The organism is Streptomyces sp. NPDC102406, from assembly GCF_044765725.1.
Lineage (GTDB): Bacteria > Actinomycetota > Actinomycetes > Streptomycetales > Streptomycetaceae > Streptomyces.
Genome location: NZ_JBIWKP010000001.1, coordinates 353,688 through 368,714, shown reverse-complemented (window position 1 = coordinate 368,714; position 15,027 = coordinate 353,688). Strand labels below are relative to the sequence as shown.

Genomic DNA, 15,027 nt, shown 5'->3' with positions numbered 1-15,027 from the left:
GGGTGGCTGTGGTGTCTCTCCAGTGGACCCTCCCGTACTGGTCAACGCCAGACGAGCAGGACTAGTTCCCTTGTGCACGCTCAGGGAGCGGGGGTGCGACTGGGCCGTACGGGTCAGTGCTGCTGCTGGGGCAGCAGGCCCGCGACCTCCAGTGCCTTCTCGTCGGGCTCGATCTCGCTGGTGCAGTTCGGGCAGCGGGTGGCGATGCCGGGGATCTGGCTGAAGCAGCGGGGGCAGTCGCGCAGGGCGGCCTTGATGTCGATCGGCTTGTTGCGGTCCGCGCGGGCCGTGATCTTCATCATCGGCACGACGATCAGGAAGTAGAGCACCGAGGCGGTGATCAGGAAGGCGATGCCCGCGTTGATGAGCTTCCCGTAGGGGAACCGGACGCCTTCCAGCGTGAAGTACGCGTCCGAGTAGGTGCCGATGGAGCCGGTGGCCCAGCCGAGGAGGGGGGTGATGAACGCGGCGGTGAACGCGGTCACCAGCGCCGTGAACGCTGATCCCACCGCGAGGCCCACCGCCATGGAGACGATGTTTCCGCGAAGGATGAAGTCCTTGAAACCGCTCAGCACGGTGCTGCTCCTGGGAAGGGTGAGGGTGGGGAAGGCGCTTGTTTGCTGCGACCCAGAAACGTACCAAATAGGGGCTTTGGGAATCTGTCGCGTCACGAGAACAGTCCACTGCCCACAAAGCGAAGGATCAACTGTGGAGCTCCGGAGAGGACCACTCCGGCGGCGGCGGTGACGGCGATGGCGGCGGTGAGCGGCAAGGAGGCACGGTAGGCGGCCGGCTCGCCCTCGGGGGCGCGGAAGAGGGCCGCGGTCCACTGGAGGTAGTAGAAGAGCGCGATGACGACATTCACGGCCATGACGACGGCGAGCCAGCCCAGGCCCGCCTCGACGGCCGCCGAGAAGACGGTCACCTTGGCGAAGAGCCCGATGACGCCCGGCGGCAACCCCGCCAGGCACAGCAGGAAGAAGCCCAGGACGAGCGCGGCGAGCGGGCGCGACGCGTACAGGCCCCGGTAGTCGCTGAGGCGGTTCAGCGGCTTCGTGCGGGCGACGAGGGCGGCCACGGCGAAGGCGCCGAGGTTCACGGCGGCGTACATGAGGGCGTACGCGAGCGTGGAGCCGATCGACTTCTGCGGGTCGTCGGAGTACGCGGCGGCGGCGATCGGCACCAGGAGGTACCCGGCCTGACCGACGGAGGACCAGGCGAGGAGGCGTACGGCGCTGTACGCGCGCGTGGCCTGCTGGCGCAGGGCCGCGACATTGCCGAGCGTCATGGTCAGCGCGGCGAGCGCGGCGAGCGCCGGGCCCCACACGTCGGCGTACGACGGGAACGCGACGACCGTGACAAGGATGAGGCCCGAGAAACCGACCGCCTTGCCGATGACCGACAAGTAGGCGGCGATCGGCAGCGGCGCGCCTACATAGGTGTCGGGTACCCAGAAGTGGAACGGTGCGGCGGCCGTCTTGAAGGCGAAGCCCACCAGGGTGAGGGCGACGCCCGCCTGCGCGAGGGTCTGGAACTGCCCGTTCACCTGCGTGAGTTCGGAGGCGATCTTCGTGAGGTGCAGGCTGCCCGTGGTCGCGTAGACGAAGCTCACACCGAGGAGGGTGACGGCGGTCGCGGTGACCGACGACAGGAAGAACTTCAGGGCCGCGTCGGAGGAGCGCCTGTCGTCGCGCTTGAGTCCCACCAGGGCGAACGCGGGCAGTGAGGCGACCTCCAGGGCCACCACGAGCGTGGCGAGGTCGCGGGAGGCGGGCAGGAGGGCGGCGCCCGCCGCGGAGGACAGGAGGAGGAACCAGAACTCCCCCTCGGGAAGCGGCGTGTGCGCGTTCTTGGCGTCCTTCAGGGTGCTGATCGAGAGCAGGGCCGTGAGCAGGGCCCCGGCGAGGACCAGGAACTGGATGACGAGCGTGAAGCGGTCCGCCGTGTAACTGCACGCTTCCTGGGAGGACGCGAGGCAGAAGGTGGAGCGTTCGTCGCCGATCAGCGGGAGCAGGGCGAGTCCGGCGGCGGCCAGACCCGCGACGGAGATCCATCCGAGGACCGGTTTGCGGCGCTCGTCCACGAACAGGTCGGCGACCAGTACGACGAGGGCGACGACCGCCGCGATCGTCGGCGGGGCGATCGCGGCCCAGTCGACGGACTGGACGAGGGACGCCACGGAGGGCGCGGCGACGGCGGTCACTGGAGGCCTCCTGCGAGGAGCTTCTGCACGGCCGGGTCCGTGAGGCCGAGCAGCGCGGCGGGCCACAGACCCGCGAGGACGGTGAGGGCGACGAGCGGGGTCCAGGCGGCGAACTCGTATCCGCGGACGTCGACGAGGTGCGGCGCTTCGCGGTCGCGCGGGCCCATGCAGACGCGGCGGACCACGATGAGCATGTACGCGGCGGTCAGCAGGGTGCCGAACGCGGCGATCGACATGAACACGAGGAAGGCCGGGCGGCTGAGGGCGTCGGCGGGCCTGAACGCGCCGAACAGGGCGAGCATCTCGCCCCAGAATCCGGCGAGGCCCGGCAGTCCGAGCGAGGCGACGGCGGCGAACGCGAGCAGGCCGCCCAGGCGCGGGGCCTTGCCGTACAGGGCCATGCCGCCCTGCTCGGCGAGGGTGTCGAGGTCGCTGGTGCCAGCCCGGTCCTTGAGCGCGCCGACGAGGAAGAAGAGCAGGCCGGTGATGAGGCCGTGGGCGATGTTGGCGAAGAGCGCGCCGTTCACGCCGGTCGGGCTCATCGTCGCGATGCCCAGCAGGACGAAGCCCATGTGGCCGACGGAGGAGTACGCGATGAGGCGCTTGAGGTCGCCCTTCGCGCCCTGCTTGGCCAGGTTCAGGCAGGCCAGGGAGCCGTAGATGATCCCGACGACGGCGAACGCGGCGAGATACGGCGCGAAGGTCCGCATCCCGTCGGGGGCGATGGGGAGCAGGATGCGGACGAACCCGTACGTACCCATCTTCAGCAGGACACCGGCGAGAAGGACGGAGCCGACGGTCGGGGCGGCGGTGTGGGCGTCCGGCAACCAACTGTGCAACGGCCACATCGGGGTCTTCACCGCGAGCCCGATCCCGATTGCCAGAACGGCGATGACCTGCACGGACGACGTCAGACCCCGGCCGTTGTCAGTGGCGAGTGCCATCATGTCGAACGTGCCCGACTTAACACCGATAAGGAGAAGCCCGAGCAACATCACGACCGAGCCGAGCAGGGTGAAAAGGATGAACTTCCAGGCTGCCGCCTGCCGCTGGGCACCGCCCCAGCGGGCGATGAGGAAGTACATCGGGATGAGGACCATCTCGAACGCGAGGAAGAAGAGGAGGAGGTCGAGCACGGCGAAAGTGGCCAGCGTGCCCGATTCCAGAACGAGGACCAGGGCCACGAACGCCTTGGGCGAGGGGCCCGCCGGCATTTTGAAGTAGGAGTACAGCGCGCAGAGGAACGTCAGCAGCGCCGTCAGCACCAGGAGGGGGAGAGAGATGCCGTCGATGCCCAGGTGGATACGTACGTCCAGGGCCGGGATCCAACTGATGTCCGTCGTGGCCTGCATCTTCGACGGCTGGTCGTGGTCGAAGCCGAGCGCGAGGACGATCGCGGCGATGAGGATCAGACCGGTCACGGTCACGCCGTGGCGGAGCACGGCCTGGTCCGGGGACGTGCCCCGCAGCCCGGGCGGGGCCGGGAGAAGGGCGAGGACCGCGCCGATGAGCGGGCCGACGACGATCAATGCGAGAAGGAACTGCATCACGGATTCGCTGATATCGATCACGGCTGCTCACGCTCCGGCGGTGGCGACGAGGACGACGGCGACCACCAGCACGACGGTGCCTGCGAGGAGTGCGCTGAGGTAGGTCTGGACGTTGCCGGTCTGCGCGCGGCGCACGGCCCAGCCCAGCGCCTTGGGGCCTTCGGCGGCGGCGCGCACGTACGTGTCGACGACCGCCCGGTCCAGGAAGCGGACCAGCGCTGCCGCGGCCTGGACGGGGCGGACGAAGAGCGTCGTGTAGACGGCGTCGAGGTGGAATCCGGCGGCGGCGTGCCCGTGCAGCGGACCGAGCAGGAGGCGGCCCGGGTCGCCCAGGTCGGGGGCGCCCGCGATGTCCCCGTACGCGGCCGTGTGGCTGGCGATGGCCTCGGCCTCGACCAGACCGCCGTCCCCGGACGCGGTGTCGACGGCGACCGCGCCGATCGGCTCCCGGCGCGCGGTCATCGCGGTGGTGTGGCGCCACGCCCCGTACATGACCAGGACGCCGACGAGTGCGAAGCCGGTGCCGATGACGGACGTGGTCAGGGTCGGGGTGAGCGAGCGGCCGTCGAACCAGTCGGGCAGGACGCCCGTGGCCAGACCGAGAGCGAGGGAGGGGATCGCCAGGACCCACAGGACGGCGTTCATCACGACCGGCTGCCGACCGTGGTCGGGGGCTTGCGCGCCCCGGCCGTTGAAGGCGAGGAGCCACAGCCGGGTCGCGTAGGCGGCGGTGAGCAGCGCTGTGACAAGACCCGCGACGAGGACGATCCAGCCGGACGCGGCCGGGATGCCGTGCTCATGGCCGGTGGCGGTGTGCTCGGCGGCGCCGAGGACGGCCTCCTTGGAGAAGAAGCCGCTGAAGGGCGGGATCGCGGCGAGCGCGAGCAGCGCCACGGTCATCGTCCAGAAAGCGTCGGGGACGCGGTCGCGCAGCTTGCCCATACGGGCCATCGCGGCCAGGGAGTTGGTGCCGGCGGCGTGGATGACCACACCCGCCGCGAGGAACAGCAGTGCCTTGAAGGCGCCGTGTGTGAGGAGGTGGAAGACGGCGGCGTTGCGGTCGCCGACGGCGAGGGCGCCGGTCATGTAGCCGAGCTGGCCGATCGTCGAGTAGGCGAGGACGCGCTTGATGTCGTCCTGGGCGAGGGCGGCGAGGGCCGAGCCGGCCATGGTCGCGGCGGCCATGACGGCCAGCACGATCAGGGCCGCCCGTGAGGCGGCGAAGACCGGGAGGAGGCGGGCGACGAAGTAGACACCGGCGGCGACCATCGTCGCGGCGTGGATCAGCGCGGAGACGGGCGTGGGACCCGCCATCGCGTCGGGCAGCCAGGTGTGCAGCGGGAACTGCGCGGACTTGCCCGCCACACCCGCGAGGAGCAGCAGGGCGATCAGGGTGGGGTGGTCGAGGCCGCCCTCGCTGGTGACCTTGCCGAGGATCGTCGTGATGCGGAAGGAGCCCGCGTCGGTGGCGAGGGCGAACAGGCCGATGAGGAAGGGGACGTCGCCGAGTTTCGTGACGAGGAACGCCTTCAGGGAGGCGGCCCGCGCCTCGGGGGTCTCCCAGTAGTGGCCGACGAGGAAGTACGAGCAGATGCCCATGACTTCCCAGCCGACCAGCAGCACCATCAGGTCGCCGGAGTAGACGACGAGGAGCATCGCGGAGGTGAAGAGCGAGACGAGCGCGGCGTACGAGGGGTAGCGCGGGTCGTCGCGGAGGTAGCCCGTCGAGTAGAGCTGGACGCAGGTCGCGACCAGGCCGACCAGGACGGCGACAAGGGCGGCGAAGCCGTCGATGTGCAGGGCGAGTTCGATCGGTACGGAACCGGTCGGGGTGAGCTGGGTGTGCGCGTCGAGGGCCGTGGTGCCGTTGCCGGTGCCGCCGCCCTGCTGGACGGCGACGACGACGGCGAGGACGAGTGCGGCCAGGGGCGGCAGTACGGCCAGCGGGCGGACGAAGCCGGGGGCGGTGCGGCCGAGGAGGAGACCTGCGACGGCGCCGAGGAACGGAAGGAGGGGGACGAGGACGGCGAGGGTCGTGGTGGTCACGCGGTGGCCTCGGCCTTCTTGTCCGTCGCCGGGCCGGCCGGGGTGGTGGCCTGCCCGGCGGGGGCGGACGGGTCGTGCGGGTCGTCGTCCGGGGTGTCGCTCGGGTCGTCGTCCGGGTCGTGGGGTTCGGCGGAGTCGCGGAGCCTGTCGATGTCGGCCGTGCCCCGGTTGCGATGGACGGCCAGGACGATGGCCAGGCCGATGCCGATCTCGGCGGCGGCGATGGCGATGGTGAACAGGGTCAGGGCCTGTCCGGAGTGCAAGGCGTCGCGCAGCCAGACGTCGAAGGCGACGAGGTTGAGGTTGACGGCGTTGAGCATCAGCTCGACGGACATCAGGACGAGGATCGCGTTGCGGCGGGCCAGGACTCCGTACAGGCCCGTGCAGAAGAGGAGGGCGGACAGGACGGCGGGATAGGCGAGGTGCATCAGCGGTCGCCCTTCCGGCGGTCGGCGGGGGCGGCGTCGGCGCCGGCGTCCCCGGTCGCTTCGGCGGTGGACTTCTTGCGGGACAGGACGATCGCGCCGACCAGGGCCGCCAGCAGGAGGACGGAGAGGGCTTCGAAGGGCAGTACCCAGTGCTGGAACAGGATGGAGCCGGTGACGGCCGTGTTGCCCTGGGCGGCCACGTCCAGGTCGATCCAGGTCGTGCGGAAGGCGTCGACGACGACCCAGACCAGGGCCGCCGCGGCGGCGACCGCCACGGTCAGGGCGGCCCAGCGGTTGGGGCTGTCCGCGTCAGGTGACCGGCCGATGGGCGCGCGGGTCAGCATCAGGCCGAACAGGAGGAGGACGACGACGGAACCGACGTAGATGAGGACCTGCACCCACGCGATGAACTCGGCGGTGAGCAGGAGGTACTCGACGGCGAGTCCACCGAGGGCGACGACCAGCCACAGGGCGGCATGCACCAGTTGCTTGGTGGTGACGGTGACGATCGCGGCGCCGAAGGTGACGAGGCCGACGAGGAGGAAGGCGATCTCGACGCCCGTCGGTGAGAGGAACCCGTGGCTCTCGGCGGCCGTGGTGACGGCGGCGGAGGCCGCCGTTGCGGCGGGGGTCATGCGGGCGTCTCCTCTCCGGGGTCGTCGGACGCGGCGGGCTTCTGCGGCGCTTGGGCGGACGCGTCCTGGGCGGGCGGGGCGGTCTGCTCGGGCGGGGCGGTCTGCTCAGGCTGGCCGGTCTGCTCGGGCGAGGCGGTCTGCTCAGGCGGGGCCGTCTGCCCAGGCGCGCCCGTCTGCTCGGGCGGGGCCGTCTGCCTAGTCGGCGCCGTCTGACCGGGCTGCACACCCTGCCCAGGCCCGGCGGCCTGCTCGGGCTGGCCAGTCTGCTCGGGCGCGCCAGTCTGCTCAGGCTGGGCGGTCTGCTCAGGCTGGGCGGTCTGCTCGGGCTGGTCGGTCTGCCCAGACCCGGCGTCCTGCCCGGCGTCCTGCCCGGCCTGGGCAGCCTCGGCCGCCCGGGCCACCCCGGCTGCCTGCGCTGCCTCGCTCACCCGGGCCACCCCGGCTGCCTGCGCTGCCTCTGCTGCCTGCGCTGCCTCGCTCGCCCGGGCTGCCTCGGCTGCCTGTGCCGCCTCTGCCGCCTGTGCCGCCTCTGCCGCCTGTGCTGTGGCCAGTTTGTCGGCTGTTTTGCGGGCCGCGGCCAGTTCCTTCGGTTCCTCGGCGGACGGGTCGAGGGCGGGCGGGGACGGGACCGTCCACATCCACTCGCGGAGCTTGTCGCGCTCGTGGGTGAGATCGCGGATGTCCGTCTCGGCGTACTCGAACTCCGGGGACCAGAAGAGGGCGTCGAAGGGGCAGACCTCGATGCAGATACCGCAGTACATGCAGAGGGAGAAGTCGATGGCGAAGCGGTCGAGGACGTTGCGGCTGCGCTCGCGGCCGCCCTCGACGGCGGGCGGGACCGTCTCCTTGTGGGAGTCGATGTAGATGCACCAGTCGGGGCATTCGCGGGCGCACAGCATGCAGACCGTGCAGTTCTCCTCGAACAGGCCGATCACGCCGCGGGTGCGGGGCGGGAGTTCGGGCTGGGTTTCCGGGTACTGCTCGGTGACGGTCTTCTTCGTCATCGTGCGGAGGGTGACGGCGAGGCCCTTGGCCAGGCCGGACCCGGGGATCGGGGGCACTAGTTGATCGCCACCTTCACGATTCCGGTGAGCGCGATCTGCGCGAGGGCGAGGGGGATGAGCGTGGTCCAGGCGAGTTTCTGGAGCTGGTCCTCGCGCAGGCGCGGGTAGGACACGCGCAGCCAGATGACGACGAAGGCCAGGATCGCCGTTTTGAGCAGGGTCCATACCCAACCCAGGCCGTCGGCGCCCCAGGGCCCGTGCCAGCCGCCCAGGAACAGGACCGTGGTCAGGCCGCACAGGACGACGATGCCCGCGTACTCGGCGAGCAGGAAGAGAGCGAAGCGCAGGCCCGTGTACTCGGTGTACGCGCCGAAGATGATCTCGGAGTCGGCGACCGGCATGTCGAAGGGAGGGCGTTGCAGTTCGGCGAGGCCCGCCACGAAGAAGACCAGGGCGCCCACGATCTGCCAGGGCAGCCACCACCACTGGAAGGCGTCGAGGATGCCGGGGAGCGAGACCGTGCCCGCGGCCATCGCGACCGAGGCCGCGGCGAGCAGCATCGGGAGTTCGTAGGCGAGGAGCTGGGCGGCGGTGCGGAGGCCGCCGAGGAGGGAGAACTTGTTGGCGCTGGCCCAGCCCGCCATCAGCGAGCCGAGCACGCCGACGCCCATCACGGCGAGCACGAAGAAGATGCCCGCGTCGATGGCCTGGCCGACCGCGCCGTCGCCGGGCCCCACCGGGATCGCCAGCAGGACGAGGAGGTACGGCAGCAGGGCCACGGCGGGGGCGAGTTGGAAGACGCGGCGGTCGGCGTCGGCCGGGACCACGTCCTCCTTCTGCGCGAACTTGACGCCGTCGGCGACGAGTTGGGCCCAGCCGTGGAAACCGCCCGCGTACATGGGGCCGAGGCGGCCCTGCATGTGGGCCATGACCTTGTGCTCGGTCTGGCCCACGATCAGGGGCAGCACCAGGAAGGCGACGAAGACGAGGACGAGGCGCAGGGCGACGTCGAGAGCGTCGTTCACTGCGTGCCTCCGTCGGTCGTGTCGGGGTCGGGGCGGGGATCGGGGTCGGGGCGAGGATCGGGTTCGGGGCGGGGCTCAGGGGTGGAGGAGGGGGCAGGGTCGCCTTCCGCGTCCTCGTCGAACGCGGGTTTGGCGTGGTGCCAGGGCGCGTCGGCGGAGCGGGGTTTCGGTGCCGCCTCGGCCGGTCCGGTCCCCTGGGCCGGGGTGGTGTCCGGCGCGGGGCGCTGGCTCGCCGAGCCCTCCGAGACGCTGCGCGCGCGCCGGGCGGGACGCGCGGGACGCCCCTCCCCCGCCGGGTCGGACGGTGCGGAGGAAGCAGCGGGAGGAGAAGAGGACGCCCCCGCGGAAGCCTGGCTGGCCGAGCCCTCGCTCACCGAACGGGACCGTCGCGCCGGACGCTCACCCGGCCCACCGGAACCAGCGGCACCCGCACCGGAACCAGCGGCCCCCGCACCGGCACCAGTACCGGCACCCGCGCGCCCCGCCCCCCAGGCAGGACGTGCCGGGCGGGCCGGTGCGGCGGGCAACTGGCCCTTCAGCGGGCCCCACTCGTTCGGGTCGGGTACGCCGGGCGGCAGCATCTGGCGCCGCTTCGGGCCTCCGTGCTCGGACTCGCCCGGCTCCTTGGCGCCGGGCCACGCCTTGGCGACGCGCGCCGCGAGCACGAAGTCCTTGCGCAGCGGGTGGCCCTCGAAGGTGTCGGGCAGCAGCAGCGGAACGAGGTGCGGGTGGCCCTCGAAGCCGACGCCGAACATCTCGTGCGTCTCCCGTTCGTGCCAGGCCGCGCCCGCGTACACGTCGACCGCCGAGGCGAGCACCGGCGCGTCGTGCGGCACGGTCGTGCGCAGCAGCAGACGGCGTACGGAGCCGGGGGCGACGGCGGCGACGTGCGCGCACACCCGGAAGCCGGTCCCCGGTTCGTCGACGGCGCTGAGCCAGTCGAAGTAGGTGCAGCCCAGCGTCGTACGAGCCGTCCGGAGTGCCTCGGTCCAGGAGGCGGCGGGGACGTCGACCGTCAGCAGGTCGTACGCCTCCTCGACGGTGGCCTCGGCGCCGAACAGTTCCTCCACCGGGCCCGGCAGCCAGCTCATCGGTCACCGCCCGCGGCGGGCGGCTGGACGAGGCCGCTGCTCAGCGCCGCCGCCGAGGGACGCCCGGCCGCCGCGTCCGCGGACGCGGACCCGTACCGCTCGCCGAGCGATTCGCGGGCGATCTTCTCCTGGAGCTTGAGGATGCCCTGGAGCAGCGCCTCCGGGCGGGGCGGGCACCCGGGCACGTACACGTCGACGGGGATGATCTGGTCGACGCCCTTGGTCACCGAGTACGAGTCCCAGTACGGGCCGCCGCAGTTGGAGCAGGCGCCGAAGGAGATGACGTACTTCGGCTCGGGCATCTGCTCGTACAGGCGCTTCACGGCCGGGGCCATCTTGTCGGTGACCGTGCCGGAGACGACCATCAGGTCGGCCTGGCGGGGGCCCGGCGCGAAGGGGATGACGCCGAGCCGGATGAAGTCGTGCCGCGCCATGGACGCGGCGATGAACTCGATGGCACAGCAGGCGAGGCCGAAGTTGAAGACCCACAGGCTGTAGCGGCGGCCCCAGTTGAGGACCACCTTCATCGGTTCGGGGGCCAGGCGCGAGAGCACACCCAGCTTCTTCGGCCCGACCGGCCCGACCGGCCCGACCGGCTCGGGCAGCGGCACCGGCTGCGAGGGGGTCACGTCGCTCACGTCCATGCCAGGACGCCCTTCTTGTATGCGTACAGCAGGCCCACGGCGAGGAAGCCGAGGAAGATGAACATCTCCACGAGCGTCGTCGCGCCGTATCCGGGCGCGGCGAAGACCGTCGCCCAGGGGAAGAGAAAGATCGAGTCGACCGCGAAGATCACGTAGAGGAACGCGTACACGTAGTAGCGGACCTGGGTGTGGGCCCAGCCCTCACCGACGGGGTCGACGCCGCACTCGTACGTGAGCAGTTTCTCCGGGGTGGGGACCACCGGGCGCAGCAGTCGGCCCGCGCCGAAGGCCACGGCGACGAAGAGCACGCCGACGAGGGCGAGCAGCCCGACCACCGAGTACGAGTGGAAGTAGTCCGCCGCGATGACGGTCACGGTCGGTCCCGTCACGTCTGTCGCCCCTCGTGTGTTGGTGTTCGACGATCTGTACGCACGGGAGTCTAGGGCCTGTTAAAGGGAGGGTAAGCAGCCCGGTGCGAAGCGTGGCCCCGGTGGGTGCGGGGACGGGCGGGGCCCGGGGTGGGGTTATCCCCCGTTCGCCCCGGCAGTCCGCCTCATGGCGGAGCCGTGCGCGCGCAGGGCAGTCTGTCGCTTATGACCGACCCACTCGACTCCGCTGAGGCCCGCCCGGTGCCTCCACCGCCGCGTTTCGCCTACGACAAGCACACCTGGAAGGAGATCGCGTACCTCCTGACCAGCTTTCCGCTGGCCGTGCTCGGTTTCGTGTACGCGGTGACGCTCCTCGCGGTCGGTGCCGGGCTGACCGTCACGGTGATCGGGCTGCCGTTGATCGCGGCGGGGCTCGGCGGGGCGCGGATGCTCGGCAGGGCGGAGCGGGCGCGGGCGCGGCGGCTGCTCGGGGTGCGGATCGAGGAGCCGAGCCCGTTGCCGCGCCGCCGCGGGGACGGTTTCTTCGGGTGGCTGTGGAACGGCCTGAAGGACTCGGTGGGCTGGCGCGCCGTGCTGTACGAGGTGATCCGGCTGCCGTGGGGTGTGCTGACGTTCGCGGTGACCCTGGTCGGTCTCTTCGTGCTGTGGCCGGTGCTGCCGTTCCTGGCGCGCGGCCTCACCAACGCGGACCGCGCCATGGTGCGTGCGCTGCTCTCGCCCTCCGACGAGCTGGAGCGGCGGATCGAGGAGCTGGAGTCGGACCGCGGGGTCGTGGTCGACACGGCCGCGGCCGACCTGCGGCGCATCGAGCGCGATCTGCACGACGGCGCGCAGGCCCGCCTGGTCAATCTGGCGATGGGGCTCGGCCTCGCCAAGGAGAAGCTGCTGGAGGACCCGGACGCCGCGGCCACGATGGTCGACGAGGCGCACGGTGAGGTGAAGCTGGCGCTCCAGGAGTTGCGGGACCTGGCCCGCGGTATCCACCCGGCGGTGCTCACCGACCGGGGCCTGGACGCGGCGCTGTCCTCGGTGGCCTCGCGCTGCACGGTCCCGGTGAAGGTGACGGCCGATCTTCCGGCGCGGCCCGCCCAGGCGATCGAGGGCATCGCGTACTTCACGGTCTCCGAGCTGTTGCAGAACGTCAGCAAGCACAGCCGTGCCACGCAGGCGGCGGTCGACGTGTGGCGGTCGGACGACCGGCTGCTGATCCAGGTGCGGGACGACGGGCAGGGCGGTGCGAGCCTCGACAAGGGCACCGGGATGTCCGGGCTCGCGGAGCGGCTCGGCGCGGTCGACGGGCTGTTCGTCGTGGATTCGCCGGCGGGCGGCGGGACGACGGTCACGGCCGAACTGCCGTGGCGGGACCGCTCCCGGCAGTAGCCCCACGTCGCGCGCGGGGGCCGAAGGTAGGGAAAACCCCCGGTCCAAGACGCCTACCCACCGCATGGCCCGGGGCCCCGCCGCCCGGGACCCTGGAAGTGGAGCGGAGGGCACCGGCGGGAACGGCGGCCCCCCTCCGGCCGGACCCGGCCGGACCCGAGCGAAGACCCGGCACACCCCAGCGAACCTCAGCAGAAACGGACGGCATCCATGGCCACGCAGCAGTACGGATACCGCGGCGAGTACGCGTACGACGACGAGCCCGGTCCTCGGCGGCGCGGTCTCGGACGTCTGCCGGCCGGGCTGCGGGCGCCGGTCGAGGGGCGTACCTGGCGGGAGCTCGGCTATGTGCTGCTCAGCCTGCCGGTCGCCGTCGTCGGGTTCGTCTGGTCGGTGACGATGATGTCGCTCGGCGCAGGACTGCTCGTGACGTTCATCGGGGTGCCGGTGCTGGCGGCGGCGCTGGCCGGGGCGCGCGGGCTGGGCGCCCTGGAGCGGGCGCGGGCGCGGGGGCTGCTCGGCCTGGAGGTCGGTGCGCCCGAGCCGGTGCGCGCGGGGAGGGCCGGGCCGTTCGGGTGGATGGGCGCCACGCTCAAGAGCGGTGCCTCGTGGCGTCATCTGCTGTACACGGTGCTGCACTTCCCGTGGGCGGTGTTCTCCTTCTCGGTGGCGACCGCGTTGTGGACGACGGGCTGGGCGCTGTTCACGTATCCGCTGTGGCAGTGGGTCTTCCCCATGTACGCGGGGCAGGCCGGTATGCAGCTCTACGGCGACGAGGCACACTCCGTGTATCTGAACAACCCGTTCGAGATCGGGCTGACCTCGCTGGTCGGCCTGCTCGTGACGCTGGCGACGCCGTGGATCGTCCGGGGACTCACCACGGTGGACCGGCTGATGATCGTGGGGCTGCTCGGTCCTTCGCGGCTCGTTACGCGGGTGGTGGAGCTGGAGTCCGACCGCGGGATCGTGGTCGACACGGCCGCGGCCGACCTGCGGCGCATCGAGCGCGATCTGCACGACGGCGCGCAGGCCCGCCTGGTCAGTCTGGCGATGGACCTGGGTCTGGCGAAGGAGAAGCTGAGCGAGGACCCGCAGACGGCGGCCCGCATGGTCGACGAGGCGCACGGCGAGGTGAAGACGGCGCTCCAGGAGCTCCGCGACCTGGCCCGCGGCATCCACCCGGCGGTGCTCACCGACCGCGGCCTGGACGCGGCGCTGTCCTCGGTGGCCTCGCGCTGCACGGTCCCGGTGACGGTGGAGGTCGACCTGCGGGAGCGCCCGGCGCCCGCCATCGAGGGCATCGCCTACTTCACGGTCTCCGAGCTGTTGCAGAACATCAGCAAGCACAGCCGGGCGACGCGGGCCACGGTCGACGTGTGGCGCACGCGGGACCGCCTGATGCTCCAGGTCACTGACAACGGGGTCGGCGGCGCGGCCGTCTCCGCCGGTTCGGGTCTCGCGGGCCTGACCGAGCGCCTCGACGCGGTCGACGGCATCCTGCTGGTTGACTCCCCGGTGGCCGGGCCGACCCGGATCACGGCGGAGCTGCCGTGGCGCCGGGCCTGACACCCCCTCACCTCCCCCGGTCACCCGATCGCCCGGTCGCCCGAGGTGACCGGGTGACCGGGTGACCGGGTAACCGGGTGACCGGGTGACCGGGTGACCGGGTGACCGGGTAACCCGGAGGGATCCACCCCCTGTTACCGCCGTGTGGGCGCACCCCGCTCCGGATGCTGGAATGCTGGGCCTGTCAGAACTGGCCTCTGTGACAGGTGCACAGGGGCGCTGGGGGGCCGAAAACGTGGAGGACAGGGTGCGGGTCGTCATCGCCGAGGATTCAGTGCTGCTCAGGGAGGGCCTGACCCGGTTGCTGACCGACCGCGGGCACGAGGTCGTGGCCGGTGTCGGCGACGGGGACGCGCTGGTCAAGACCATCACCGATCTGGGGGCGCAGGACCAGCTCCCCGACGTGGTCGTGGCGGACGTACGGATGCCGCCCACGCACACGGACGAGGGGGTGCGCGCCGCCGTGCAGTTGCGCGGGCAGTTCCCCGGGCTCGGGGTCCTGGTGCTGTCGCAGTACGTGGAGGAGCGCTACGCCACCGAACTGCTCGCGGGGTCGAGCCGCGGCGTGGGCTATCTGCTCAAGGACCGGGTGGCCGAGGTACGGGAGTTCGTGGACGCGGTGGTCCGGGTCGCGGAGGGGGGCACGGCGCTCGACCCGGAGGTGGTCGCGCAGTTGCTCGGGCGCAGCCGCAAGCAGGACGTGCTCACCCATCTCACGCCGCGCGAGCGGGAGGTCCTCGGCCTGATGGCGGAGGGGCGGACCAACTCGGCGATCGCCCGGCAGCTCGTCGTCAGCGACGGCGCGGTCGAGAAGCACGTGAGCAACATCTTCCTGAAGCTGGGGTTGTCGCAGAGCGTCGGGGATCACCGGCGAGTTCTGGCCGTTCTGACGTACCTGAACAGTTGAGCGGCGGGGCGGGCGCCCGTCGGCCCAGAACCGGGGTACGCGCACGGAGCGTCTTGCGGACCGACGCGCGCGGCGCGTCGGGCTCGGCTCCGGGGGTGGGCAGATCACGGCGGAGCGGGGCGACACGCCGTCTGGATTCCGGGTCCATCCCACGAACAT

General features: G+C 71.6%; 13 protein-coding genes and 1 pseudogene. 3 read left to right on the top strand and 11 right to left on the bottom strand.

Annotated features, from left to right (window positions below):
* Positions 1 to 113: 113 nt before the first annotated feature.
* The 11 genes and pseudogenes from mscL to ACIRF8_RS01705 form a co-directional block, all read right to left on the bottom strand.
* On the bottom strand, positions 114 to 575 hold the full coding sequence (gene mscL, locus ACIRF8_RS01755; protein WP_404209820.1) for a large conductance mechanosensitive channel protein MscL: 462 nt from the start codon (positions 573 to 575) through the stop codon (positions 114 to 116).
* Between the two features lie 92 nt (positions 576 to 667).
* Positions 668 to 2,203 (bottom strand): NADH-quinone oxidoreductase subunit N, encoded by a 1,536-nt coding sequence (locus ACIRF8_RS01750; RefSeq protein ID WP_404209818.1) that lies wholly within the window; start codon positions 2,201 to 2,203, stop codon positions 668 to 670.
* On the bottom strand, positions 2,200 to 3,774 hold the full coding sequence (locus tag ACIRF8_RS01745; RefSeq protein ID WP_404209816.1) for a NuoM family protein: 1,575 nt from the start codon (positions 3,772 to 3,774) through the stop codon (positions 2,200 to 2,202). The genes ACIRF8_RS01750 and ACIRF8_RS01745 overlap by 4 nt, the downstream gene beginning before the upstream one ends.
* A 6-nt stretch (positions 3,775 to 3,780) precedes the next feature.
* Complete coding sequence (locus tag ACIRF8_RS01740; RefSeq protein ID WP_404209814.1) at positions 3,781 to 5,799, bottom strand: NADH-quinone oxidoreductase subunit L; 2,019 nt, start codon at positions 5,797 to 5,799, stop codon at positions 3,781 to 3,783.
* Positions 5,796 to 6,227, bottom strand: coding sequence for an NADH-quinone oxidoreductase subunit NuoK (gene nuoK / locus ACIRF8_RS01735; protein ID WP_404209812.1), 432 nt, complete (start codon positions 6,225 to 6,227; stop codon positions 5,796 to 5,798). Before nuoK ends, ACIRF8_RS01740 begins: the two co-directional genes overlap by 4 nt.
* A complete protein-coding gene (locus tag ACIRF8_RS01730) occupies positions 6,227 to 6,862 on the bottom strand; it encodes an NADH-quinone oxidoreductase subunit J (protein WP_404209810.1) in 636 nt (211 codons plus the stop codon). The genes nuoK and ACIRF8_RS01730 overlap by 1 nt, the downstream gene beginning before the upstream one ends.
* A 452-nt stretch (positions 6,863 to 7,314) precedes the next feature.
* Positions 7,315 to 7,923, bottom strand: a pseudogene (locus ACIRF8_RS01725) (NuoI/complex I 23 kDa subunit family protein); the annotation flags it as partial.
* On the bottom strand, positions 7,923 to 8,891 hold the full coding sequence (locus tag ACIRF8_RS01720) for an NADH-quinone oxidoreductase subunit H (protein WP_404209808.1): 969 nt from the start codon (positions 8,889 to 8,891) through the stop codon (positions 7,923 to 7,925). The pseudogene ACIRF8_RS01725 and the gene ACIRF8_RS01720, both read right to left, overlap by 1 nt.
* Positions 8,888 to 9,982, bottom strand: coding sequence for an NADH-quinone oxidoreductase subunit C (locus ACIRF8_RS01715; RefSeq protein ID WP_404209806.1), 1,095 nt, complete (start codon positions 9,980 to 9,982; stop codon positions 8,888 to 8,890). The genes ACIRF8_RS01720 and ACIRF8_RS01715 overlap by 4 nt, the downstream gene beginning before the upstream one ends.
* Positions 9,979 to 10,626 carry an NADH-quinone oxidoreductase subunit B gene (locus ACIRF8_RS01710; protein WP_404209804.1) on the bottom strand — a complete coding sequence of 216 codons (648 nt, stop codon included), beginning with the start codon at positions 10,624 to 10,626 and terminating at the stop codon, positions 9,979 to 9,981. The genes ACIRF8_RS01715 and ACIRF8_RS01710 overlap by 4 nt, the downstream gene beginning before the upstream one ends.
* On the bottom strand, positions 10,617 to 11,015 hold the full coding sequence (locus ACIRF8_RS01705) for an NADH-quinone oxidoreductase subunit A (RefSeq protein ID WP_404209802.1): 399 nt from the start codon (positions 11,013 to 11,015) through the stop codon (positions 10,617 to 10,619). The genes ACIRF8_RS01710 and ACIRF8_RS01705 overlap by 10 nt, the downstream gene beginning before the upstream one ends.
* Before the next feature lie 204 nt (positions 11,016 to 11,219).
* On the opposite strand from ACIRF8_RS01705, the gene ACIRF8_RS01700 reads away from it, so the two are divergent.
* The 3 genes from ACIRF8_RS01700 to ACIRF8_RS01690 all read left to right on the top strand — a co-directional run bounded on the left by ACIRF8_RS01700 (position 11,220) and on the right by ACIRF8_RS01690 (position 14,868).
* Positions 11,220 to 12,395: a sensor histidine kinase gene (locus ACIRF8_RS01700; RefSeq protein WP_404209800.1), complete on the top strand. Its 1,176-nt coding sequence runs from the start codon at positions 11,220 to 11,222 to the stop codon at positions 12,393 to 12,395.
* A 210-nt stretch (positions 12,396 to 12,605) separates the two neighbouring features.
* On the top strand, positions 12,606 to 13,961 hold the full coding sequence (locus ACIRF8_RS01695) for a sensor histidine kinase (protein ID WP_404209798.1): 1,356 nt from the start codon (positions 12,606 to 12,608) through the stop codon (positions 13,959 to 13,961).
* A gap of 247 nt (positions 13,962 to 14,208) precedes the next feature.
* Entirely contained in the window at positions 14,209 to 14,868 is a 660-nt protein-coding gene (locus tag ACIRF8_RS01690) for a LuxR C-terminal-related transcriptional regulator (protein WP_404212220.1), read from the top strand.
* The last annotated feature ends 159 nt before the right edge of the window (positions 14,869 to 15,027 follow it).